At 39.3% G+C, this 23,495-nt stretch carries 23 protein-coding genes and 1 riboswitch; of the genes, 8 read left to right on the top strand and 15 right to left on the bottom strand.

The annotated features are described in order from the left end of the window. Positions 1 to 90: 90 nt before the first annotated feature. The 8 genes from ABLA85_RS11750 to rluE form a co-directional block, all read right to left on the bottom strand. Positions 91 to 1,212 carry a cupin domain-containing protein gene (locus ABLA85_RS11750; protein WP_367964311.1) on the bottom strand — a complete coding sequence of 374 codons (1,122 nt, stop codon included), beginning with the start codon at positions 1,210 to 1,212 and terminating at the stop codon, positions 91 to 93. Between the two features lie 122 nt (positions 1,213 to 1,334). Beyond that, positions 1,335 to 2,870 (bottom strand): two-component system sensor histidine kinase PhoQ, encoded by a 1,536-nt coding sequence (phoQ, locus tag ABLA85_RS11745; protein ID WP_367964308.1) that lies wholly within the window; start codon positions 2,868 to 2,870, stop codon positions 1,335 to 1,337. A 4-nt stretch (positions 2,871 to 2,874) separates the two neighbouring features. Beyond that, positions 2,875 to 3,546 (bottom strand): two-component system response regulator PhoP, encoded by a 672-nt coding sequence (phoP, locus tag ABLA85_RS11740; RefSeq protein WP_047679600.1) that lies wholly within the window; start codon positions 3,544 to 3,546, stop codon positions 2,875 to 2,877. A 291-nt stretch (positions 3,547 to 3,837) separates the two neighbouring features. After that, on the bottom strand, positions 3,838 to 5,208 hold the full coding sequence (purB, locus tag ABLA85_RS11735; protein ID WP_367964305.1) for an adenylosuccinate lyase: 1,371 nt from the start codon (positions 5,206 to 5,208) through the stop codon (positions 3,838 to 3,840). Positions 5,209 to 5,243: 35 nt separating this feature from the next. Further along, positions 5,244 to 5,870: a high frequency lysogenization protein HflD gene (hflD, locus tag ABLA85_RS11730; RefSeq protein ID WP_367964302.1), complete on the bottom strand. Its 627-nt coding sequence runs from the start codon at positions 5,868 to 5,870 to the stop codon at positions 5,244 to 5,246. A gap of 2 nt (positions 5,871 to 5,872) precedes the next feature. Next, positions 5,873 to 6,976: a tRNA 2-thiouridine(34) synthase MnmA gene (mnmA, locus tag ABLA85_RS11725; RefSeq protein ID WP_367964299.1), complete on the bottom strand. Its 1,104-nt coding sequence runs from the start codon at positions 6,974 to 6,976 to the stop codon at positions 5,873 to 5,875. Positions 6,977 to 7,086: 110 nt separating this feature from the next. After that, positions 7,087 to 7,539, bottom strand: a complete 453-nt coding sequence (locus ABLA85_RS11720) for an NUDIX hydrolase (protein ID WP_367964296.1) — start codon at positions 7,537 to 7,539, stop codon at positions 7,087 to 7,089. Next, positions 7,532 to 8,161 carry a 23S rRNA pseudouridine(2457) synthase RluE gene (gene rluE / locus ABLA85_RS11715; protein ID WP_367964293.1) on the bottom strand — a complete coding sequence of 210 codons (630 nt, stop codon included), beginning with the start codon at positions 8,159 to 8,161 and terminating at the stop codon, positions 7,532 to 7,534. The genes ABLA85_RS11720 and rluE overlap by 8 nt, the downstream gene beginning before the upstream one ends. 139 nt (positions 8,162 to 8,300) lie before the next feature. Between rluE and icd the strand changes: the two genes are divergently transcribed. Together icd and ABLA85_RS11705 are read left to right on the top strand one after the other, a co-directional pair. Then, positions 8,301 to 9,554 carry an NADP-dependent isocitrate dehydrogenase gene (gene icd, locus ABLA85_RS11710; RefSeq protein ID WP_367964291.1) on the top strand — a complete coding sequence of 418 codons (1,254 nt, stop codon included), beginning with the start codon at positions 8,301 to 8,303 and terminating at the stop codon, positions 9,552 to 9,554. A gap of 308 nt (positions 9,555 to 9,862) precedes the next feature. Next, on the top strand, positions 9,863 to 10,261 hold the full coding sequence (locus tag ABLA85_RS11705) for a VOC family protein (RefSeq protein ID WP_367964289.1): 399 nt from the start codon (positions 9,863 to 9,865) through the stop codon (positions 10,259 to 10,261). Positions 10,262 to 10,463: 202 nt separating this feature from the next. Here ABLA85_RS11705 and ABLA85_RS11700 read toward each other — a convergent pair whose 3' ends face one another. Together ABLA85_RS11700 and ABLA85_RS11695 are read right to left on the bottom strand one after the other, a co-directional pair. Continuing rightward, the gene (locus tag ABLA85_RS11700; RefSeq protein WP_367964287.1) at positions 10,464 to 10,841 is read right to left on the bottom strand and encodes a hypothetical protein; all 378 of its coding nucleotides are present in this window, start codon (positions 10,839 to 10,841) and stop codon (positions 10,464 to 10,466) included. Between the two features lie 113 nt (positions 10,842 to 10,954). Further along, positions 10,955 to 11,434, bottom strand: a complete 480-nt coding sequence (locus ABLA85_RS11695) for a PliI family lysozyme inhibitor of I-type lysozyme (protein ID WP_367964285.1) — start codon at positions 11,432 to 11,434, stop codon at positions 10,955 to 10,957. A 51-nt stretch (positions 11,435 to 11,485) separates the two neighbouring features. Here ABLA85_RS11695 and ABLA85_RS11690 point away from each other — a divergent pair, with 51 nt between their 5' ends. Then, positions 11,486 to 11,641 (top strand): hypothetical protein, encoded by a 156-nt coding sequence (locus tag ABLA85_RS11690; protein ID WP_367964283.1) that lies wholly within the window; start codon positions 11,486 to 11,488, stop codon positions 11,639 to 11,641. Between the two features lie 210 nt (positions 11,642 to 11,851). On the opposite strand, the gene ABLA85_RS11685 is transcribed toward ABLA85_RS11690, so the two are convergent. Then, the gene (locus tag ABLA85_RS11685) at positions 11,852 to 12,043 is read right to left on the bottom strand and encodes a hypothetical protein (protein ID WP_156115326.1); all 192 of its coding nucleotides are present in this window, start codon (positions 12,041 to 12,043) and stop codon (positions 11,852 to 11,854) included. Positions 12,044 to 12,818: 775 nt separating this feature from the next. Here ABLA85_RS11685 and ABLA85_RS11680 point away from each other — a divergent pair. Beyond that, on the top strand, positions 12,819 to 14,291 hold the full coding sequence (locus ABLA85_RS11680; RefSeq protein WP_367964281.1) for an alanine/glycine:cation symporter family protein: 1,473 nt from the start codon (positions 12,819 to 12,821) through the stop codon (positions 14,289 to 14,291). Positions 14,292 to 14,479: 188 nt separating this feature from the next. After that, positions 14,480 to 15,310 (top strand): N-acetylmuramoyl-L-alanine amidase, encoded by an 831-nt coding sequence (locus ABLA85_RS11675; protein ID WP_367964409.1) that lies wholly within the window; start codon positions 14,480 to 14,482, stop codon positions 15,308 to 15,310. 113 nt (positions 15,311 to 15,423) lie between these two features. Here the strand turns inward: ABLA85_RS11675 and ABLA85_RS11670 are convergent, their stop codons facing one another. Further along, positions 15,424 to 15,804, bottom strand: coding sequence for a helix-turn-helix domain-containing protein (locus ABLA85_RS11670; protein WP_367964279.1), 381 nt, complete (start codon positions 15,802 to 15,804; stop codon positions 15,424 to 15,426). A 472-nt stretch (positions 15,805 to 16,276) separates the two neighbouring features. Between ABLA85_RS11670 and ABLA85_RS11665 the strand changes: the two genes are divergently transcribed. The 3 genes from ABLA85_RS11665 to thiD all read left to right on the top strand — a co-directional run bounded on the left by ABLA85_RS11665 (position 16,277) and on the right by thiD (position 19,693). Next, positions 16,277 to 17,638 carry an amino acid permease gene (locus ABLA85_RS11665; protein ID WP_367964277.1) on the top strand — a complete coding sequence of 454 codons (1,362 nt, stop codon included), beginning with the start codon at positions 16,277 to 16,279 and terminating at the stop codon, positions 17,636 to 17,638. A 778-nt stretch (positions 17,639 to 18,416) separates the two neighbouring features. Beyond that, a complete protein-coding gene (gene cspC, locus ABLA85_RS11660; RefSeq protein WP_038269841.1) occupies positions 18,417 to 18,626 on the top strand; it encodes a cold shock-like protein CspC in 210 nt (69 codons plus the stop codon). 134 nt (positions 18,627 to 18,760) lie between these two features. After that, positions 18,761 to 18,852: riboswitch (TPP riboswitch) on the top strand. A 40-nt stretch (positions 18,853 to 18,892) separates the two neighbouring features. After that, the gene (gene thiD / locus ABLA85_RS11655) at positions 18,893 to 19,693 is read left to right on the top strand and encodes a bifunctional hydroxymethylpyrimidine kinase/phosphomethylpyrimidine kinase (protein WP_367964407.1); all 801 of its coding nucleotides are present in this window, start codon (positions 18,893 to 18,895) and stop codon (positions 19,691 to 19,693) included. A gap of 128 nt (positions 19,694 to 19,821) precedes the next feature. Here the strand turns inward: thiD and fbaB are convergent, their stop codons facing one another. From fbaB to ABLA85_RS11640, 3 genes are all read right to left on the bottom strand, one after another. After that, positions 19,822 to 20,871: a class I fructose-bisphosphate aldolase gene (fbaB, locus tag ABLA85_RS11650; RefSeq protein WP_367964275.1), complete on the bottom strand. Its 1,050-nt coding sequence runs from the start codon at positions 20,869 to 20,871 to the stop codon at positions 19,822 to 19,824. A 620-nt stretch (positions 20,872 to 21,491) separates the two neighbouring features. Then, on the bottom strand, positions 21,492 to 22,883 hold the full coding sequence (gene yegQ / locus ABLA85_RS11645) for a tRNA 5-hydroxyuridine modification protein YegQ (RefSeq protein ID WP_367964273.1): 1,392 nt from the start codon (positions 22,881 to 22,883) through the stop codon (positions 21,492 to 21,494). A 192-nt stretch (positions 22,884 to 23,075) separates the two neighbouring features. Then, the gene (locus ABLA85_RS11640) at positions 23,076 to 23,420 is read right to left on the bottom strand and encodes a YegP family protein (RefSeq protein WP_367964271.1); all 345 of its coding nucleotides are present in this window, start codon (positions 23,418 to 23,420) and stop codon (positions 23,076 to 23,078) included. Between the last annotated feature and the right edge of the window lie 75 nt (positions 23,421 to 23,495).

Genomic DNA, 23,495 nt, shown 5'->3' with positions numbered 1-23,495 from the left:
GTTAGCTATGTGACTGGGGTACTCACTGATACTGCTTTTTCACCAATACTGCTTTAATAAAACTTAGAATTTAATTTAGTCATTGATCGGTCAATTATCAAAATACCAATAACCACTATTAACTAAGGCGGTAAGCAAGCTGATAAAGCATACATCATCAATGGCATCGCCCAGAATATCAGCATTGACACTATCATATTGGCAAAGTGCATCAGCCGCTTGCAAATGCGGTGTGTCCATCTGTTCACCATTAACGAAACATTTATCACCGACACGCAAAGCACGTAATCCACTCAGACGAGTCAGTCTTTCACCCTGTTTGAGTAATTCATAGATTTCGTCACTTTCATAGGGTGGTTCTGGTGGAGCAATATCCAGTTCATGACGTGACTGAGAGATAAACTCCCCAAACCAGTTTTGGAATGTTTCAGGTTGATCCAGTAAATCTCGCATCATGGCACGCAAGGTGGTCAGTTCATTTTCCTGAATTAGCGCGGGATTATCACGGAATGTCAGTTCAGGATCACTATAACGGTGGCTTCCTAACTCATTTGCCAGAATATAGTCGGCAAAACCACTAAATAATTCACGGGCATTCGGGGCGCGGAAGCCTACAGAATAATTTAGTGAATCTTCGATAGAATAACCTTCATGTGGGTAACCAGGTGGAATATAAAGGATATCTCCCGGCAGCATTTCTTCATCAATAATGGCTTCAAAAGGTTCAACTTGTAATAAGTCGGGGTGAGGACAATGCTGTTTCATCGGGATCTTGTCGCCAACACGCCAGCGTCTACGACCTTGTCCCTGGATAATAAATACATCATATTGATCAAGATGAGGGCCGACACCACCGCCCGGAACGGAGAAAGAAACCATCAAATCATCCATCCGCCAGTCAGAAAGTACCCGGAACGGTTTCATCAGTGCAGAAGAGGGGTGATGCCAATGATTAACGGCTTGTACGAGTAGTGACCAATTTTTATCGCTCAGATGGTCATAGCTTTCAAATGGCCCATGAGAAACTTCCCAGTGACTGTTTTTCTGGCTGACTAAACGGCTATCGATTTCGTTTTCCATTGCCAATCCAGCCAGTTCATCGGGAGACAGTGGGTCGATAAATTGCTGGAAACCCTGTTTGATCAGCAGTGGTCGTTTTTGCCAATGATTCTGCAAAAACGTCTGCCAGTCCAGATTCAGCTTATAATTCATGGTGATATCCTGAGTGACAAGAAAATTTCTGGCTATTATAACGGATAGTCAATGGAGTTATCAGATTTGGATGAAATATTTCGAGCCTGCTCCCATTAAACACGAGTTGTTAATGAGAGTTGTCAGGGAGCATTATTCGCTATCCGTTGGTTTCGGAAGGTTACACTCACTCTGGCACCTCCCAAATGACTATGGCTAATGTTAATATTACCCTCATATTGTTCCACAATTTCTGAGGCGATCGATAACCCCAATCCTTGTCCCGGACGTAACGTATCTGCTCTTAGGCCACGTTCGAAAACGATACTGCGTTTATCGGGAGGAACACCTGGCCCATCATCATTAATAATAATGGTAATGAAATTTTCACCTGTCAGAGCAGTGACTTCGACAAACTCCAGACAATATTTACAGGCATTCTCCAAAATATTCCCAATGACTTCCAAAAAGTCATTTTTTTCACCTAACCAAGTCAGTTCAGGGGAAATATCTAAGGTGATGTTAACACCTTTGTGTTGATAAACTTTTGTCAATGCATTGATAAGGCTATCGAGTAAGGTTGGAACTGAAAAAACTTTTTTTAGAATGAGGTTGTGATCGTTGTATATATTGGCTCGATGTAAGTAATAACCAATTTGTTGGGAAATCCGGTCAATTTGTTCAAGCATGATTGGCTCAGCTTGTTCAATGGTCATCTGTTCACTTGAGCGAAGGGAGCGGAGTGTGGATTGCAGCACCGCCAGGGGAGTTTTCAGGCTATGTGTCAAATCAGATAAGGTTGTTCGATATTTCGTATAACGCTGACGCTCATTGTCCAATAGTGCATTCAAGTTCTTAATCAAACCCTTTAATTCGGATGGAGGGTTTTCATCTAATTCTTCACGTTCACCTTTTTCCAGAGAGCTTATTTGAAAAATTAACGACTTAATCGGACGTAAACTCCAGTCAGCCGCAAGCCAGATCAATGGAGCAACTAAAATCAGATTGGCAATCAATACATATCCAAACCATTCCCAGATTTTTTCTGACGGCAGTATATTCTGTGGAAGGGTATTGATAACAGCAATAGTCATTGCAGGGAGAGTATCAGTGGCTGGATAAATATTGATAGCAACAGAATAAGTTAATAGCTCTCTTTCATCTATATTATCACTATTGGTAATAATCTTGTTGTTATTGCCACTCTTGTTTTTTTTGCTGATATTGTTCTTTTTATTGGTATCAGCATGATTATTTTTTGTATGTTTATTGTCTGATTCAGAATATAACTTAGAATTTATATCTGCATAATAAGCCTCTAATTCATATAGGCCATTCTTTTTCAGCCAGCCAGAGGGGATTTTTTTTTCAAGCTCTGGTGCGTAATGCTGACGCCAGAGGATTTTATTTTTATCGTCATAAATCAGAGTTAATGAGCGATTATCTGTGTGGAAATTTACAGGCAAAAGAATATCCAGCCTATTTTCTTTCCATCTGGCAAGGGAATAAAATAAATTACTCTGGTTACTGAGTATTGCATAAGTATCATTATCTAAACGCATTAAATACCCGACAATCGCGACAATTCCATATGGCAAAGTCAATGCGAGAATAATCACTGTCGTCGCCATGAGAAATCGTGTTCTCAGAGAGACATGCTTTCTCGGTAATTTAAACATTACGTTATTTCACATCAAAACGATAACCTTGGCCACGGACAGTAACAATAACCTCATCCGGCCATTCGTTCAGTATTTTTTTTCTTAAACGCCCCATTAGTACATCAATTGTATGACTTTCACGTAATTCAGCGTCAGGATACAACTGCCTCATCAATAGTTCCTTACTGACAACTTTACCATTATTACGCATCAAGGTTTCAATAATCGTATATTCGAAGGCGGTCAATTTTATTTTTTTACCATTAACAGAAAACTCCTTACGTGAGAGATCGATTAAAAACGGCGGTAATTCGGCAACTTGAGATGCTAATCCGCTATTACGACGCATCAGGGCTTGTATACGCGCATTAATTTCCTCTAGTTGGAAAGGCTTAGTAACGTAATCATCTGCTCCGGCATTCAGCACAGTCACTTTTTCTTGCCAGCTTTCACGGGCAGTGAGAATGAGAATGGGGATATTAATATGATCGCTACGCCAGCGTTTAATTAAACTCAAACCATCTTCTCCTGGTAATCCCAGATCAATGATTGCGACATCAGGGTGGTTTTCTTTCAGGTAATAATCTGCCTCTTTTGTATCTTCGGCAGCATCAACCTGATGGCCAATATCCCGGAGCTGTACTTTTAGGTGATGGCGAAGTAATGCATTATCTTCAACTATTAATATTCGCATAATGATTCCTTATGCTAACCAGTAAAATTTATCAAATAAATCTTAAATAGCCAGATAGTCAAATTAATCAGTGGATTTAAATAGATTATAGATATACTGTTATGATTAAACCAACTATAGTAACTATTCAGTCTATTGTTGGTATGTTAATGAATGAATTGTCAAAAACAATAAGTTGATTCAATAATAGCTTATAACTTTACAACTTATTTATATTTCATATAAGATTTGACTATTTTGCAATACATGAACGGGAATTTTCCCGTTCACGATTATATAAATAAAAGCGCTTTATTTTAATTTATTGACCAGTAATTCAGCATAGCCAATATAATTTGCAGGGGTCATAGATTTAAGACGTATTTTTTCTTCTTCTGGAAGTTCAAGGTTATCAATAAAACTTTTCATTCCCTCGGCATCAACACGTTTACCACGTGTTAATTCTTTTAGTTTTTCATAAGGTTTCTCAATACCATAACGACGCATGACAGTCTGAATTGGTTCTGCCAGAACTTCCCAATTCTGATCCAGTTCATCCAACAGGTGTTGCTCGTTGACTTCCAGCTTGCTCAGACCTTTCATGGTAGATTGATACGCGATTAATGTATATCCCAGACCAACCCCCAGATTACGTAATACTGTGGAATCAGTCAGATCACGTTGCCAACGTGAAACCGGAAGCTTGCTGGCAAGATGGCCAAATACCGCATTTGCCAACCCCAGATTTCCTTCAGAATTTTCAAAATCAATTGGATTGACTTTGTGTGGCATGGTGGAGGAGCCAATTTCGCCAGCGACTGTTTTTTGCTTGAAATGGTTAAGGGCAATATAACCCCAGATATCGCGATCGAAATCAATCAGGATGGTATTGAAACGCGCGATACAATCAAATAGTTCGGCAATGTAATCATGTGGTTCGATCTGAGTGGTATATGGATTCCATTGAATACCCAGAGAAGTCACGAATGATTCACTAAACTGGAGCCAATTAACTTCAGGATAGGCTGACAGATGGGCATTATAGTTGCCGACAGCGCCGTTGATTTTACCCAGAATTTCAATTTGACTGAGTTGACGGAATTGGCGTTCCATGCGGTAAGCCACATTCGCAAATTCTTTACCAACAGTGGAAGGTGTTGCAGGTTGCCCGTGTGTACGTGACAACAAAGGTAAGTCACGGTAATCATGAGCCATGCGCTTAATAGCATCGATCAACTGACGCCATTGTGGTAGCAGTACTTCCTCGCGGGCAGTTTTAAGCATCAATGCATGTGACAGATTATTGATATCTTCTGAGGTGCAAGCAAAGTGAATAAATTCAGTAACTTGATTTAAAGCAGGAATGTGAGCTACTTTTTCTTTCAGAAAGTATTCAACGGCTTTAACATCATGGTTAGTGGTACGTTCAATTTCCTTGATACGTAATGCATCCTGTTCATTAAAATTTACAATGATTTCATCAAGGTAAGCGTTTGCGTTTGCATCAAAAGCAGGAACTTCTGCGATTTCTGTTGTGGCAGCCAGTTTTTGTAGCCAACGTACTTCAACCTGCACGCGGAATTTCAGTAAGCCGAACTCACTAAAAATAGCGCGCAGTGCGCTAACTTTATCGCCGTAACGGCCATCAATAGGAGAAACAGCGGTCAGTGAGGATAATTCCATTAGTAGAAACTCCCGGATCTTATTTAACGATTTATTTAACAACGAGCAAGAATGTCTTTTGCCTGTCGGATCAGGCGCTGACGTGAAAACATAAATTGCAGACGGCTACCGCCTACTTGTTGCCATAATACGGCGCTACGAATACCTGCCAGTAATGCAGCACGGACTTTTGCCTGAACTAACGTATTACGCAAGACATCAGGAGAACCCATAACCTGAATACGTGGCCCTAATGGACTGATAACATCGACATAAATGCCAGCGAGAGCATTGAGCATTCCTTCGGACATAGGCTCAAAGTACGCTTGTTGGCGTTCTAGCTGAGAGATACGCTTAGTCAGTTCATTGGTTGCTGATGAATTTTTGCTTAGGCGACGTTCCAGTGCCATTATGCTTAAAACGTAGCGGGTAAGCTCAGCGGAAACGCCGCTGTTTGTGCCATTGAGCATTCCCATAACAGCATCAAGGCCAATGCGCAGATTGCGAGTTTCATTGCCAAAGACATCCAATGTGGAAGCCGGACTCATGTTCAGGATACTGTTGAGTGTTATTTCAAAAGCGTTGGCATCACATTGCCCTTCGTGGGCCAGTTGCTGTACTAGACGAGCTGACTGGCAGATACCTGCCAGCGCTAATGTAATGTCGTAATAATTTTTGGCCACGATTACTCCTGTATACGTTGTTCGATCACACCACCGCCGAGACAAATTTCTCCCTGATAAAACACAGCAGATTGGCCGGGGGTGACGGCGGCAACGGGGCTATCAAAATGAACCTCAATTTTATCTTCACTCAAAGGAATGACGGTACAAGGGATATCCTGCTGACGATAACGTGTTTTTACCGCGCAGCGGATTTCAGTTTTCAGTGGTTGACGCTCAACCCAATGAAGTTGTTGTGCAATTAAACCGACAGACATCAGACGGGGATGCTCATGCCCCTGAGCAACAATCAGCGTATTATTTTCAACATCTTTATCAACAACATACCAGGGGTCTTCATTGCCATTTTTAGTTCCTCCGATACCTAACCCTTTGCGCTGACCGAGCGTATGGTACATCAGGCCAGTATGTTGCCCGATAGTTTGTCCATCAACGGTGACAATCTGGCCGGTTTGGGCTGGCAGATAACGCCCCAGAAAATCACGGAACTTACGTTCACCAATAAAACAGATACCTGTGGAATCTTTTTTCTTTGCTGTGATCAGCCCTATTTCTTCGGCGATGCGGCGAACTTCAGGTTTCTCAAGTTCCCCGACTGGAAATAAACTTTTTGCAACCTGCTGGTGACTCAGGGTATATAAGAAATAGCTTTGATCTTTATTGCCATCAAGGCCACGAAGTAACTGGCTGATACCATCCACATCCCGACGCCGGACGTAATGACCCGTTGCAATGTAATCAGCACCTAAGTCTTCTGCGGCAAATTCTAAGAATGCCTTGAACTTAATTTCTTTGTTGCAGAGAATATCTGGGTTTGGAGTTCTGCCTGCTTTGTATTCAGCAAGAAAATGTTCAAATACATTATCCCAATACTCGGCTGCAAAATTGATAGTGTGTAGTTCAATACCCAGTTTGTCACACACTGCCTGAGCATCATTAAGGTCAGCGGCGGCTGAGCAATATTCTTCATCGTCATCTTCTTCCCAGTTTTTCATAAACAGGCCAGCTACCTGATAACCCTGTTTTTGCAGTAAGTAAGCGGAAACGGATGAATCAACACCACCGGACATCCCGACGATGACTTTTTTCTGGCTGTTATCTGACATGGATATATCTCACTGCGGAAAAACATAAACGTAATACTGTAGCACGTTGGCAGGCAAGGTGCACCAAACGTCTTTACGCTCTTGTGATTTACTTTCCATTTAATAAGAAACTATTTGGCAAAAGGTGGCCCATAGCTACCCAATATTGTTAATGGATAAGCCTTATTTTTTAAATAACTCCGTACACTTTCAGCAACCAGAGGTGAGCGTAGTTGTGAACTATTGATGATTTCTTCTGCGCTGAGCCAATGACAGCAATGAATATCACTGTCCTGGGGAGCCGTATTCACGGTCTTTTCCAATTCAATCAGAAACAAAAAACGAATAAAAGGTGTTCCATCAGGAGCGACCCATTGGTGTAATTTCAGTAATGCCTGTGGTTTAGCACGAATACCGGTTTCTTCCCATAATTCGCGTTCAGCAGCTTCCAGTAATGTTTCATCAGCTTCAAGATGACCAGCAGGCTGATTCCAGAGAGGTTTGCCATTGATAAGCTCTTCAACAACTAAGAATTGATCTTTTGCATGTACTATGCAGGCAACAGTGATATGTGGACTAAACAAAATCAATTTCCCTCCATTCTCCAGGGGACAGATCCCCCAACTGTAATGAACCCATACTGAAGCGGATAAGACGTAATGTTGGAAAACCAATATGAGCTGTCATTCTACGTACCTGGCGATTACGACCTTCAAAAAGCGTAATTTTCAACCAGCTCACTGGGATGCTTTTTCTTTCCCGAATTGGTGGTGTGCGTTCCCAAAGCCAGACGGGTTCCTCTACTAATTCTGCTCCAGCGGGGAGTGTTGGACCATCTTTCAGAATAATACCGTTGCGCAGCTTGTTAAGTGCGGCTTCATCGGGTATTCCTTCTACTTGAACATAATAAACTTTGGCCGTTTTTTTTCTGGGTTGCGTTAATTTGGCCTGTAATTTTCCATCATTAGTTAAAACCAACAACCCTTCACTGTCACGATCCAGACGACCTGCTGCATAGACATCATTAAAAGGAATAAAATTTTTTAATGTTGTTCTTCCTGTCTCATCTGTGAATTGGGGGAGAACGTCATAAGGTTTATTAAAGATCAACACCCGCCGGGGACCAGTAATTCTTTTTGAGGGAGCGCTATTTTTTCTTTGACTGAATCGATTAAGTTTGCGTTTTTTAATAGAAAAATTTGTCATGATAAGTTATTGCTCAAAATGAAGGGGATATTATACCTGAAATCTGCGCCCATTGGCGTTTGCAGAATATTCAAGTAGTATTGACACGTCCCTTACAAAAAATTAACAAGGCATTGCGCTTACTTGAAAGGAGAGGTTAATGGAAAGCAAAGTAGTTGTTCCGGCGGAAGGTGAAAAAATTACTTTTGATACCAAAGGTAAATTAAATGTTCCGAATAACCCGGTAATCCCTTATATCGAAGGGGATGGTATTGGTGTTGATGTAACGCCGGTCATGCTGAAAGTAGTTGATGCTGCGGTTCAGAAAGCGTATCGCGGTGAGCGCAAAATTTCCTGGATGGAAATCTATACAGGAGAAAAATCTACCCATGTTTACGGTAAAGATGTTTGGTTACCGGATGAAACTCTGGATCTAATCCGTGAATATCGTGTTGCAATCAAAGGTCCTCTGACAACCCCGGTTGGCGGCGGTATTCGTTCTCTGAATGTTGCATTGCGTCAACAGCTAGATTTGTACGTCTGCCTGCGCCCGGTTCGTTACTATCAAGGTACACCAAGCCCTGTTAAACATCCTGAATTAACTGACATGGTTATTTTCCGTGAGAATGCGGAAGATATTTATGCCGGTATTGAATGGAAAGCAGGATCTGCGGAAGCTGATAAAGTCATCAAATTCTTGCAGAATGAAATGGGTGTTTCTAAAATCCGCTTCCCTCAGCAATGTGGCATTGGTGTAAAACCATGCTCAGAAGAAGGCACTAAACGTTTGGTGCGTTCTGCGATTGAATATGCAATTGATAATGACCGTGAATCAGTGACTTTGGTTCATAAAGGCAACATCATGAAATTTACCGAAGGTGCCTTTAAGGATTGGGGTTATGAATTAGCGCGTACTGAATTTGGTGGTGAGCTGCTGGATGGTGGCCCGTGGGTGAAGATCAAAAACCCTAAAACCGGTAAAGATATTATTATCAAGGACGTAATTGCAGACGCGTTCCTGCAACAGATCTTGCTGCGTCCTGCTGAGTATGACGTTATCGCTTGTATGAACCTGAATGGTGATTACATTTCTGATGCTCTGGCGGCACAAGTAGGTGGTATCGGTATTGCTCCTGGTGCAAATATTGGTGATGAATGTGCTCTGTTCGAAGCAACACATGGCACAGCACCTAAATATGCAGGTCAGGATAAAGTAAACCCAGGTTCAGTAATCCTCTCTGCTGAGATGATGCTGCGCCATATGGGATGGTTCGAAGCTGCTGACTTAATCATTAAAGGAATGGAAGGTGCAATTGCTGCCAAGACAGTGACTTATGACTTCGAACGCCTGATGGAAGGTGCTAAGCTGCTGAAATGTAGTGAATTTGGTGATGCAATTATCTCTCATATGTGATTAATTACTTAATGAAATAGATAACGGGGGCTTAATAGTTCCCGTTTTTTATTATTCACTGAAAGTCACGCCCACAGGACGTAGCTTTCAGTGAGTAATGAATTGATTGTGAAATGTGTGGAAATATGGCTTGACCTCAAGTTAACTTAAGGTTTTAGAGTGTACACATTCGTTAATGAAAATAAGTAGGAAATATATTTTCATGTATTGGTAAGCGGTTTAATTATATATAATTTCAAAATAAAAATAATCATCAGGTTGAAAATAAAAAATATAAATATTTTAAGTCAAGTCATAAGGAGAATGTCATGATCCCAAAATCAGCGGTATTAAGAGTTGCCAGGCCTACTGATAATCTTAAAGTTATTACTGATATGTATGTTAACGGTTTAGGCTTTAAATTATTAAATGAATTTCAGGGGCATAATGATTTTGATGGTTCTATAATTGGGCACGAAAAACATAATTATCATTTAGAATTTACTCATCACCATGGAACTACAGTTGGGCGTGCACCAACAAAAGATAATCTGCTGGTTTTTTATTTCAGTGAAAAGAGTATTTGGGAGCAATGTTGTCAACGTATGATAGATGCAGGTTTTAAGGAGGTTCCATCGTACAATGATTATTGGGATGTAGTCGGAAAAACTTTTGAAGATATAGATGGTTATAGGGTTGTTCTTCAAAACAGTGAATGGGCTGACTAAGAGTTTTTTCATTAAAGTAATTATTATTGAATTTACCGTCTAATAAATTTATACAAGTTAGTAGCAATTTTCATAATACTCGGAATATGATTCGCAGGCCGTACTTATAAATATCAATTAACCTCAATATAATTTTTCTCGCGATTGTTATTCCAAAAGTAAATACTCAGAGAGCGACGAAATTTCGTCGCTCCAGAGCTCATTAGCGGGAATGCTGAGATAAGGCATGTTTTGTTTGGATTTTACAGCTTTCAACTGATTTAACGAGCGATTCGTCAAAGTGGCGATTAGTTGGGAACGTTTGTTTATTCTTTCTGACTCCAATAACCGTTTGTTTGATTGATGCAACGAACTCATCTTTATTGGAATGAATTTCTTTAAGATTTAATCCTTTTTTGTGTAGCAGTTTGAGGATTTTTTGGGCTATTACATCTGGTGAGTCATTAGTTTTGAATGCTTCAACAGAAGCCTTACCAAACAAATCACAATAAGTTTCTGCGATCTTATCTACATTTGCCTGCGCGGCATAAGAGAAGAATGAGAATGGGATCAAAAAAAGTGGTAATAAAAAACGTTTCATAAATTCCCCTTTATCAGCTATACCGTGATAGTAGCGATAACATTAACAATAGTACATTATCCATCATTTGCCTTGCATCTTTATGGTGACAGTGTGTATTGATTCGAGCATAGTCAGCGTTTCTGCTCTGTACATCGTTCTTTCTTACAATGGATGCGGAGTAATTTAATGAGATCATTTTTACTATCAGTATTGATGCGGGTGAGTAATTTGACATTTTTATCAGTAACATTGAGTGCATCAACTTCAAGATAGTTTCCTGAACCTGCGGTGAGTTTTGAGACAATTAGCTCTTTGGCTCCATCACCATCAATGTCTGCAAACATTACTCTTGGTTTACCATTATCTTCGAACAGCGAACCATTACGGGAAAAAACTGCGCCAGTACTAAAATCTGTTAACTCCTGATCTTTGAAAACGGCAATGGAATAACTACCAATTGATGCACTTTCCAAGTCACCGGTTGAGATAACCGCAAATTTTTTATCAGGTAAATTAATCAATGCCCCATCTTTCGCAAAGGTTGTATGTGATAAAAATAGAGTGAGCAGAATTGGGAGCACGGAAAACTTTAACTTCTTATCTATAAGCATAGTCAATACCTCATTGATTCGTGTTTTTCTTCAATGTGCAGATGGTAAAAGTTGAGAGTAGGAATTTATATCGTAGCATGGATTTCAAAAGCTGATAGTGTTGATGAAGAAAGGATAAATCAAGAAGATTATGCTGAGGAAATAGAACCAGGAGGAATGGAGTTTAATATTAGTTATTATTTTTTCTTATGTTTTATTGACTATTAAAAGATATGATTATTGGAATAAATTGGCGGGAAATATTTCATAATATAGGTGAGTTTTACTGTAATTAATAAAATTTATTCTAGTGAAGATAAACAGTTATTTTATAAATGATCGCCTGAATATGATACTTTTATTGTTTTTAATTTTAAAATAGACAAAGTTAACGGGAGTAAAAACTCCCGTCTTATTAATTTTGACATATATCAAGCTCTATGTACTGTTTTTTTCAATTTTTTCTACAATTTTGTTGTATTCTTTCCAGATAACAGATAATGGTGAGTTTAAGCAGCAAATAGAGATAGAACCGCCTGTTGCTGGATGATACTCATATTTCGACTTTCCTCTATATACCCGTTTTGGCAGAATATTGTCCGCTGGATTTTTTCTTTTTCTTTCTAACATCAATCATAACCTCACTAGCAGATTATCTGATGGCCAGATAGTGGAATATTAATATCTTACTAACTTGTTGTTTTTGTTTCCAATGTAAAAATAACAATTGAAAATCTTAATATGTAATGGTGGCTTTTTCCAATTATCACAGCATTAAAATTTAATAATCTCATTTGAAGAAAAATATTGCTATATGTTTTCGCAAATTCAAGAGATTTCAATATTAAATTTTGTAATTATTTTAGTGTTTTTAATGAATGTTTTATAACTACGCGGGTAGAATGGAAGTATAGAGTGAGTTAAGAATAAACAGTGAATTGTGCGGCTGAGAGGGAGTAACAAACATCAATGAAAGTATATTATTATGGAAGTTTTGTATTGTATTACGTTTTAAAAATTTTGTTCCTTTGTTTGTTGGTTGTTGTAATTGTGTATACAACTTGTTGCTTAATATGTGTGCATTAAATATCTTTGAGAGTACCGAAATGGGGAGTTTATCAATCGGGAATTGTGATTAAGAGGCTTAAAATTGGGCTGTGGGAACTCATGTAACTTAATGTAAATGTTCATAAATGCTAAAGTAAATGTAAAAAATTCATTAAAAGTTACCCATTGAAATAGATATTGTGTTACATTCTTTCCGTTTTACTGGCTAGTATCTCTGTGTTTCATGCACAGAATTGTGTTACTTGTTAATTATAAAGAATATTAAGCACAATAAACTCTCTATGGATACTACATTTATGGTCAGCTAATGTTTGCTAACTACTAAGGGGAAAATATCTTGATGGATCTGATTAACAGCATTAACAGCATTCTTTGGGACTACGTATTAATATACTTGCTTCTGGGGGTTGGCCTTTACTTCACACTACGCTCTGGCTTCATACAGCTTCGTCATTTTGGTCACATGTTTTCAGTTCTGAAACATAGTAATAAATCAGATAGTTCAGGTATCTCATCTTTTCAGGCTTTATGTACCAGCCTTGCGGCACGTGTAGGAACAGGTAATCTTGCAGGGGTTGCAATTGCAATAACTGCTGGTGGTCCGGGGGCTATTTTTTGGATGTGGGTTGTTGCATTTATTGGTATGTCAACTTCTTTTGTGGAAAGCACGCTTGCCCAGTTGTACAAGACGAAAGACGATCAAGGAAATTATCGTGGTGGCCCGGCCTATTATATGGAGAAAGGGTTGAAGCAGCGATGGATGGGAATATTGTTTTCTGTTTTCCTTATTATCGCGTTTGGTCTTGTATTTAATGCCGTTCAGGCAAATTCAATTGCGGAAGCGGCTTCCTTTGCCTTCGATATTAATCCCTTGTATGTCGGTATTGTCTTAGTCATCATTAGTGGCATGATTATTTTTGGCGGATTGCGTTCAATTGCACGAGTTGCTGAATTCGTTGTGCCATTTATGGCGGGGGCTTATTTAATATTGGCATTTTGGGTTGTTGGCCACAATATTGAACGTATTCCTGATGTATTTGCATTGATTATTAAGAGTGCCTTTGGTCTTCAGGAAGCGATAGCAGGAACATTGGGATATGGTGTTTCCCAAGCTATGCTGCAAGGGGTTCAAAGGGGATTGTTCTCGAATGAAGCGGGAATGGGTTCTGCACCAAATGCAGCGGCTTCTGCGTCTCCATATCCTCCACATCCTGCTTCACAGGGATATGTGCAGATGTTGGGGGTATTTATGGATACGATCGCCATTTGTAGTGCTACTGCGATCATTATCCTTTCTTCAGGTATCCTTAATGAAAATGTCACCACTATCAGTGGGATTGAATTGACTCAACGCGCATTATCATCCGCAGTTGGTCATTGGGGAACAACTTTCGTTGCCATTGCTATTTTCTTTTTTGCCTTTACATCAATTATTGCTAACTACGCTTATGCTGAAAGTAACATGATATTCCTGGAGCGTAACCATACCGCAGGTCTGTTCATTTTACGTCTGGCTGCATTAGGTATGGTGATGTTTGGTACAATGGCAGATGTACCATTAGTTTGGAATATGGCAAATATATCCATGGCTTGTATGGCTATTGTGAACCTGGTTGCTATTCTTTTGTTATCAGGTATTGCGATGAAATTGGCGAAAGATTATAACAAGCAAAGGAGAGCGGGTCAGTTGCCAACCTTCGATATCAATATGTATCCAGAAATTCAAAAGCAAGTTGAAAAAGGTATATGGGATAACGGCTCAGTTCAGGATAACCAGAAGCGAGTTGAGGTTAAGGCAGATATTCATTAATCAGTGTTGCTTACAATAACGAAGAGAGTGGATATCGTTAGAAGCAGTAATTTATAAAACTAACAAAATAAATGTATTAGCCGGATATTCTGTGTTCAATTGATATCCGGCTTTTATTTTTATTGTAATTTCATCTACTCTATGTAGCACATCATTCAATTTTTTTCGGTTATTATTGTTTTAATATGATGAGAGAAATTTTAATAGGTGTATTCCTTACGTTATTGATTGGTTGCGGTCATCAAACTCCATTAGAAGAAAGAGACAATTATCTTATTGACCATTCTTATTCATATTCGACCAGGCAGGACCTTGAATCGGTCAAATTTCTTGTGTTGCACTATACAGCATTGAATGATCGGAACTCTCTACATGTTTTGACGGATGGTAATGTCAGTGTTCAATATCTGATCCCATCTCAGCCTAAGTATAAGAATAATGAGCCGATTATCTTTCAATTATCCTCTGAGAAAGAAAAAGCCTGGCATGCGGGTAGAAGTGAGTGGAGGGGATATAAGAATTTAAACAATTATTCTATTGGCATAGAAATTGTCAATTGTGGTTTTAAGCAATATTTTATTAAAAAAGAGTGGTGCATATATCACCCATCACAAATTGATGCCTTGATCAGGTTGGCAAAAGATATCATTCGCAGACATAAAATCGAGGCAGTGAATGTGGTTGGTCATTCTGATATTGCACCACTTCGGAAAGAAGATCCGGGTCCTGTTTTTCCGTGGCGGGAGCTTTATGAGCAAGGTATTGGTGCCTGGCCTGATCTTGCTACAGTAAATAGATACTTAGCTAGCAGATTGCCAGATACTCTGGTCCCTGTTATTGGAATACAAAAAGCCTTATCTGCTTACGGCTATTCCATTCCCCAGACTGGTTTTCTGGATGAAGATACTCGGAAGATAATTCAGGGGTTTCAGATGCATTTTCGTCCGTCAGATATTCGGGGTAATCCCGATGCAGAAACTGAAGCGATAGCTTTGGCATTAGTCGAAAAGTACAAATGAAATGATACTGAATGTAGTAGCAGTACTATGCTGTCTGACGACTGAGAGAGATTAGGGCTGGTGAAATTGCGGCCTGATATCAATATCTGGCCGCAAAATAGCGTGTTTCATGATTAGCAATTGTAAGTGAGATGCAGAGGAAGTTTAACTTCGAGTTCTATATCTGTACTTTGACGAAAGTCGTAAGGTGTAATGCCATATTCTTTACGAAACATATAAGTAAAGTGAGATTGAGAGCCGAAGCCAAAATCCAGGGCGATATCAAAAATGGGTAGGGAGCTGTTTTTCAGAAGGTGCACAGCACCCGCTAATCGACGTTGGCGTATATATTTACCAAGTGAGATCCCGGTAACTTCCTTGAATATTTTCTGCATGTGCCAAAGCGAATAGCCAGAGTAAGCAGCAAGTTCTTCAAGATGGATGACTCGCCCAAGGTGATTTTCTATCCATTTACTTAGTGCACATACAAGTGCTAAGTGATTATCCTGTGGCATTACAATTATAAATTGGTTAAAGGTGAGAGGAAGTATACACAACTTTTTTTCAATATTTTAGTTTTATACTTACTGGATGATAGTACACCTAATTTTATGCTTATTGATGGATATGTATTACAAGCACTGTGATTGAAGATTTGAATTGGGAAGCTGCACTATTATCCAATATTTGCTTTTTTGATATACATCCTAACAATTCTCTTGCAAGTAGGTATGTTAACGTTCATTTTCGGTATTCACTCTTCGTGAATGATGCTTTAATATTCACTTGATTTGAATTAGTAAACTAATTATTGGATTAAAATCAGAGTCTGTCTTGGTAGCAACCATACCAGGGTAGTTTGGCTACGACAGATCACATACAGATTACACAATGATAGAGGAAATATAAGATTTCTTCGGCCTGTTCAGGTCCACAACGACAAATAAAATAGTTTAAACCGGTTCCAAGCATCATAAAGAGGACTAGATGACAGGACAAATAGAACAATCTACGCTTAAGCGTGGTTTAAAGAACAGGCATATCCAGCTTATTGCTCTCGGTGGCTCAGTAGGAACAGGGTTATTTTTGGGCATTGCTCAAACGATAAAAATGGCCGGGCCTTCGGTTCTTCTTGGGTATGCCATTAGTGGGTTTATTGCATTTTTGATAATGCGTCAATTGGGTGAAATGGTTGTTGAAGAGCCAGTAGCGGGTTCCTTTAGCCACTTTGCATATAAATATTGGGGTAATTTTGCAGGCTTTCTATCCGGTTGGAATTACTGGGCAATGTTTATACTTGTTGGGATGGCGGAACTCACCGCTGTTGGTATGTATATCCAATATTGGTGGCCTGAAACTCCAACATGGGTTTCTGCTGCGATATTCTTTGTGCTGATTAATGCTGTAAACTTGATTAATGTCAGGTTATATGGGGAAGCTGAGTTCTGGTTTTCTATTATCAAAGTGGCAGCTATCATCGGAATGATCGTTTTTGGTTCTTATCTGCTCATTTCTGGCATGGGAGGGCCACAGGCCAGTGTCACTAACTTATGGCAACAGGGCGGTTTTATGCCTAATGGCGTTGTCGGCCTGATTATGGCAATGGCTGTTATCATGTTTTCATTTGGTGGCTTGGAAACTGTCGGAGTCACTGCGGCAGAGGCTGAAAACCCTGAAGTTAATATACCAAAGGCAACCAATCAGGTTGTTTATCGTATTTTGCTGTTTTATATCGGTGCGTTGTTTATTTTACTTTCTCTCTATCCGTGGAAGGATGTTGTGGAGGGAGGCAGTCCATTTGTTTTGATTTTCCATAACCTGAATAGCTTTTGGGTCGCAAATGTCCTGAATATTGTTGTATTGACTGCGGCGTTGTCTGTTTATAACAGTGGCGTTTATTGTAATAGCCGGATGTTGTATGGCCTGGCGAAACAAGGTAATGCACCGAGTATTTTGACAAAAGTGAACAAACGTAGTGTTCCCGTTTTGTCAATTGGATTGTCGGCGTTGGCTACATCAATAGGCGTATTGATTAATTATATTATGCCTGGTAAAGCATTTGAGCTTTTGATGGCATTGGTAGTTACAACGCTGGTGATTAACTGGATTATGATCTGCATATCACACTTGAAATTTCGCGCTGCAAAAAATGCAGAAGGTGTTAAGACAAAATTCCAGGCATTTTGGTATCCATTTGGTAATTTTCTCTGTTTAATTTTCTTGGCTTTTATTCTTGTTATTATTCTGATGATGCCTGATATACGTATATCAGTTATTCTGATGCCGTTTTGGATCGGGATATTATGGGTAGGTTATTTATCTTCCAAATCAAATAAAGTTAAAACATAAATTGTCTTGCTGAAATACGTACATTTTTCCAGCCGGGCATAATGCCCGGCTGATTTTTATAATGAAACCAATTTTATTAGAGCGTTATGGTAAAGTGTTATTTCAGCAAAAGAAAATTGTTTAAAAATCTCCCTATAAAATTGCATATAAAATGAATGTTATCCTATAATGATATTTACTGTAGGTTGATATCTGAACAATTTGTTATTTAAAGCCCAGTCACTCCGGTATTATAAACATGATGTAATCATCTGACATATTGTGAGAATAGCAGGAGTTTAAAAGTTGTCGTATGAGTGTTTTAATTGAACAATATTTAATAAAGGCTAAACAAAACGTAAACTAGCCAAATTTGGAGTAATCATATTTTACTTTCAAACATTAACATAAAATTAGCTATCGTTTTATTGCTTCTTCAATTTATTTTGAAAGTTATAATTCTCTAGAGTACCTCTTAATAGGTGTAGAAAACAGAATTATATATTAAATAAGTAAAAATGATTTCATTAAGTTAATGTTTTATTTTTCTGTCAATTCATATGGTTGTGTAATATAAATGCTTTCGAACAATATTAAATCAGAATAGATATTAAGAATTTAAAATATGTGCGTTAGCTCGTGCACCTGAAAAAAATGGCTTGCGATTATATAAAGAGTATGTGATAAAACACCTGGGTAAACGAAGTACTGTTTCTGTTAATGAATAGCAGCAACGAATACTGGTTTGTTTCTTTTTATGCCAATCGGCGAATAAAGTGATTCAAAGGAAATTTTTGAAATGGCAAAAATCACTGGTACTGTGAAGTGGTTCAACGAGTCTAAAGGTTTTGGTTTTATTACGCCAGCTGATGGCAGCAAAGATGTATTTGTACATTTTTCTGCAATTATGAAAGATGGATTTAAAACATTATCCGAAGGCCAACAAGTTGAGTTTGAAATTCAGGATGGTCCTAAAGGTCCAGCCGCTGCAAATGTCACGACTTTATAGTAAGAAGTAGTAACAAATTTATTTTGGCTGGTATATTGGTGGCTGGCTGAATATATCTATCGTTAATCTTTTCCATTAATTAACGATAACATATTGCAAATATCACTCTATTGGGATACTAATAGAGTGATTTTTACTTTGGCTCGGGGCGTTCTGAATGAACTGAGAAGTACCCGTATTACCTGATCTGGATAATGCCAGCGTAGGGAAGTCTTGGTATCTCTGGTTTGATACCCGCTTTTCTTGGGCTGGTGGTAGGAATTACCATCATGAGAGTTAATTCATTGACCATTGCAGGAACCGATCCTAGCGGTGGTGCCGGCATTCAAGCCGATCTAAAAACATTTTCTGCACTTGGCGTATATGGAACAACTGTAATAACAGCTCTCGTTGCGCAAAATACAACAGGAGTGCAGACAGTTTACGATATTGAACCTAGCTTTATTTCTGCCCAACTTGAATCTGTACTTTCAGATGTCAGAATAGATAGTGTTAAGATCGGTATGTTGTCTAATTCTGCTAATGTTCATGCTGTTTCAGAAGCTTTCCACCGTTATCCGGTTCCTTATATTGTGTTAGATACCGTTATGCTGGCTAAAAGTGGTGATCCTTTACTATCGCAGGAAGCGGTAAAAGCCATGACAAAATTATTGTTGCCAATTGTCTCTTTAATTACACCAAATTTACCCGAAGCCGCAACGTTATTGAAATGCTCTCCTGCTGAAACAGAAGATGAAATGTTGCAACAAGGACGCGAATTGTTATCGATGGGATGCCAGGCTGTTTTATTGAAAGGAGGGCATTTGGGCAATAGAGAAAGTCCGGATTGGCTGTTTACATCTGAAGGAGAGTGGCGTTTTACGGCTCCCAGAGTGAATACACGCCATACACATGGAACGGGTTGCACGTTGTCGGCTGCTCTTACAGCGCTGCGGCCGCGTTATGCCGACTGGCAGAGTACAATACCCGTGGCAAAAGCCTATTTGCAGAATGCTTTAATGCAGGCAGATACGTTAGAGGTCGGGAAAGGAATAGGGCCTGTACATCATTTTCATCAATGGTGGTAGGAAATGTAGTAATAAACAGTAGTGGTAATAAACAGAGTTAGGAATTATCGCAACAATATCTTGATATTGTGATTAAAAATGGGGATATGAAATCCCCATTTTTAATACAGTAAATTAAGCAAATTCTATCAGGCGATGGTGACGCTTTTGTCAAGATACACATCTTGAACAGAATGGATCAATGAAACGCCTTCTTTCATTGATTTCTTAAATGCTTTGCGTCCTAGGATCAGTCCCATACCTCCGGCACGTTTGTTGATGACTGCGGTGCGGACAGAATCACTTAGATCATTCACCCCGGAAGCTCCGCCAGAATTGATCAGACCTGCACGTCCCATATAGCAGTTGGCGAGTTGATAGCGAACCAAGTCGATAGGGTGATCTGTTGTTAGATCAGTATAGACTCGTTTATCTGTGTGCCCGAAACTGATTGCGGTATATCCACCATTGGTTTCTGCCATTTTTTGCTTAACGATATCTGCGCCGATAGTCGCTGCCAGATGGTTTGCCTGACCAGTTAAATCGGCACTTGTATGGTAATCAACGCCATCTTTTTTGAAAGCTGAATTGCGTAAATAAGCCCACAACACAGTTACCATACCTAATTCATGCGCTCGTTCGAAAGCGGCAGAAATTTCCTCTATCTGGCGGCGTGATTCGGGAGAGCCGTAATAAATCGTAGCACCAACTGCAACTGCCCCTATATTAAACGCTTGCTCAACGCTGGCATACAAGGTTTGATCATATTGAGCCGGATAGGTCAACGTTTCGTTGTGATTGAGTTTCACTAGAAACGGGATCTTATGGGCATAGCGGCGAGAGACGGATGCCAGAACACCATAAGTTGAGGCAACACAGTTACATCCTGCTTCGATTGCTAATTCAACAATATTTTTAGGATCAAAATAGAGTGGGTTGGTTGCAAAAGAAGCACTTGCCGAGTGTTCAACACCTTGATCAACCGGCAAAATTGAAAGATAGCCAGTTCCAGCCAGGCGCCCGTGATTAAACAAAGTTTGCATTGAGCGTAATACAGAGTTTGGCCGATTATTTTCAATCATTACACGATCGACAAAATCTGTGCCTGGGAGGTAAAGATTTTCACGTGAAATGGTATTGCATTGATGTTGCAATAAACTTTCTGCGTCTTTTCCTAACAACTTCACTATATCAGTCATGTTTAACTCCAGTTTGCAAAAGGCGCTATTGATTGTTGTTTATATTTGTACTGAGTACAAGATAAGCAGAGAGGGAAACTGTAGTGGATCGCTTCAGTCGAAGTTATTTTTTTATAGTTAATGCTATGTTTATTAAAATTTCACTATTCCATGCCCATTATGCAGATACGCGCAATGAAATAATGTTGGTGCAATCTGTTGTGAATAAGTATTTCAAAGCGTTTTTTGATCGGCTAATCGAAAATGTATTTCTCTAAAAATTTCTTCAGAAATTTGAATAAACATGAATAATATTTATCTGAGAGGGTTTTTTTATTTATAATTAATTTTTTTATTAAATGTACGTCAATTTTTGGCAAAAGAAATCTAATAACTATTAATTTAATCAATGATTATCTGATGTTTGATATTATGATTAATTGTTTGAATTTAACTCATTTCCTATAAAAGAAAAAGGCTAGCCCAAGGGAGATTGAGCTAGCCAAGGAGGTGGTTCCTAGTCTTACAGTAAAACTTTTTTAGTTCTTCATTTTTCAGAACTGATAATACGAGAAATAAAATAGTATTGATGTGATCTGTTTCTAAAAAAATAGAACTATTTCTTTAAAATCCATGCCAGATTATTTTAAAGGAGCCACTTTAACATGCGGTGCTCTGGTATTACTCCCTTTGAGATTGCGGATCAACAGAGCATAATTCAGTTCAATTTCTGCCGGAACAGGCAGATAAACGATGTGACCATCTCCCGGCGCGACTTCGATGGGCTGGCCTTTTTTGTTTGTCATTGATGTCAGTATAAAGTTGATATTGCCCGCAGGGGTCATAACTTCAAGGCTGTCACTAACGAGGAATTTGTTTTTTACTGCCACCTCTGCCAGGCCATTGACCCGGTTGCCGGTAAATTCCCCGACAAATTGCTGTGTGTCCGATACTGAATAACCATATTCATAAGTCTGGTAAGCATCGTGAGTATGACGGCGCAAAAAGCCTTCTGTATAACCTCGATGTGCCAAACCTTCCAGTGTACTCATCAATGTAGGATCGAAAGGTTTGCCAGCCACTGCATCATCAATAGCACGGCGATATACCTGAGCAGTACGGGCACAATAGTAGAAAGATTTTGTGCGGCCTTCTATTTTCAATGAATGAACACCCATTTTAGTCAGTCGTTCTACATGCTCAATTGCGCGTAAATCCTTAGAGTTCATAATATAGGTGCCATGTTCATCTTCAAATGCACTCATATACTCACCGGGACGTTTGGCTTCTTCGATCATAAATACTTTGTCTGTCGGGGCACCTTCTCCCAGAGTTGGCTCCACATTTTTAACCGTAATATTTTTGATTGGGATGGGAGCGTGAGTATGGACGATATTTCCGACTTCATCTTCTTTCCCTTCCTGCACATTATATTCCCAACGGCAGGCGTTGGTGCAGGTGCCCTGATTGGGGTCACGTTTGTTGATATAGCCTGATAACAGACAACGTCCAGAATAGGCCATACAGAGTGCACCATGAACAAAAACTTCAAGCTCCATTTCAGGGATCTGTTGACGGATTTCAGCAATTTCTTCCAGTGAAAGCTCACGGGAGAGAATGACTCGTGTTAATCCCATTTGTTTCCAGAACTTAACTGTCGCCCAGTTAACGGCATTCGCTTGTACAGAAAGGTGGATATCCATCTCAGGAAAGGCTTCACGTACCATCATAATTAAGCCGGGATCGGACATAATCAATGCATCGGGCCCCATCTCAATCACAGGTTTTAAGTCGCGAATAAAGGTTTTTAGTTTTGCATTATGCGGTGCAATATTCACTACGACATAAAAACGCTTGCCCAATGCATGCGCTTCTTTAATTCCTTGAGCCAGTGTTTCATGATTAAATTCGTTGTTACGAACACGAAGGCTGTATCGGGGCTGACCGGCATAAATGGCATCCGCGCCATAAGCAAAGGCATAGCGCATGTTTTTCAAGGAGCCAGCGGGAGAAAGTAGTTCTGGTGTAAACATATTATTAACGTTCTCAGTCTGAGTTCAAATCAGATCTTACCCTATCTGTTTATCATTACTAAGGGTAAGGTTAAAGAAGAAGGATTTTAGCGCTTATTCCGCTGATGACACAAATTTATTGTGGAGAAGAGGGGGGGGGGAAATAGAAATGGAAAAAGAGTCAGAAACGCGCCGCTAATACGGCGCAGTTAATTAATTACGTTTGGTCAAATCCCGTATTTTATCTGTTGCTCCGATCTTCATGACAGACTGCATGCCTTTCTTCATTGCGGTTTCATTACCATAATATTCACTGATACCAATAACCTGGTGATTTCTTGCCTTTAAGACAAAATAGCTTTTGCCAGATTTATTCTTTCTTACTTCATGACGAGTTTTGTCCGGAGAGTTGACCTGTACAGAGTAGATTCCTTTATTAGCAGCAGCTTTGGTGGTGTACATTTCACTGCTGAGAATAATGTCACCATTTGCTGCGACCAGATTGAAATAAAATTGCCCGTTCTTTGCTTTCTTAAGATCATAATGCCCAGTAGCCATAAGAAATTCTCCTGATTGGGTAATTATCAGCTTAAGTTTAGCCCGAAATTTATTCAGGTGAATTTTTTAACAAAA

Origin of the sequence: Xenorhabdus sp. SGI246, assembly GCF_040838225.1 — a bacterium.
Lineage (GTDB): Bacteria > Pseudomonadota > Gammaproteobacteria > Enterobacterales > Enterobacteriaceae > Xenorhabdus > Xenorhabdus indica.
The sequence above is the reverse complement of the archived record's forward strand: the minus strand, read 5'-3'. Positions and strand labels throughout refer to the sequence as shown.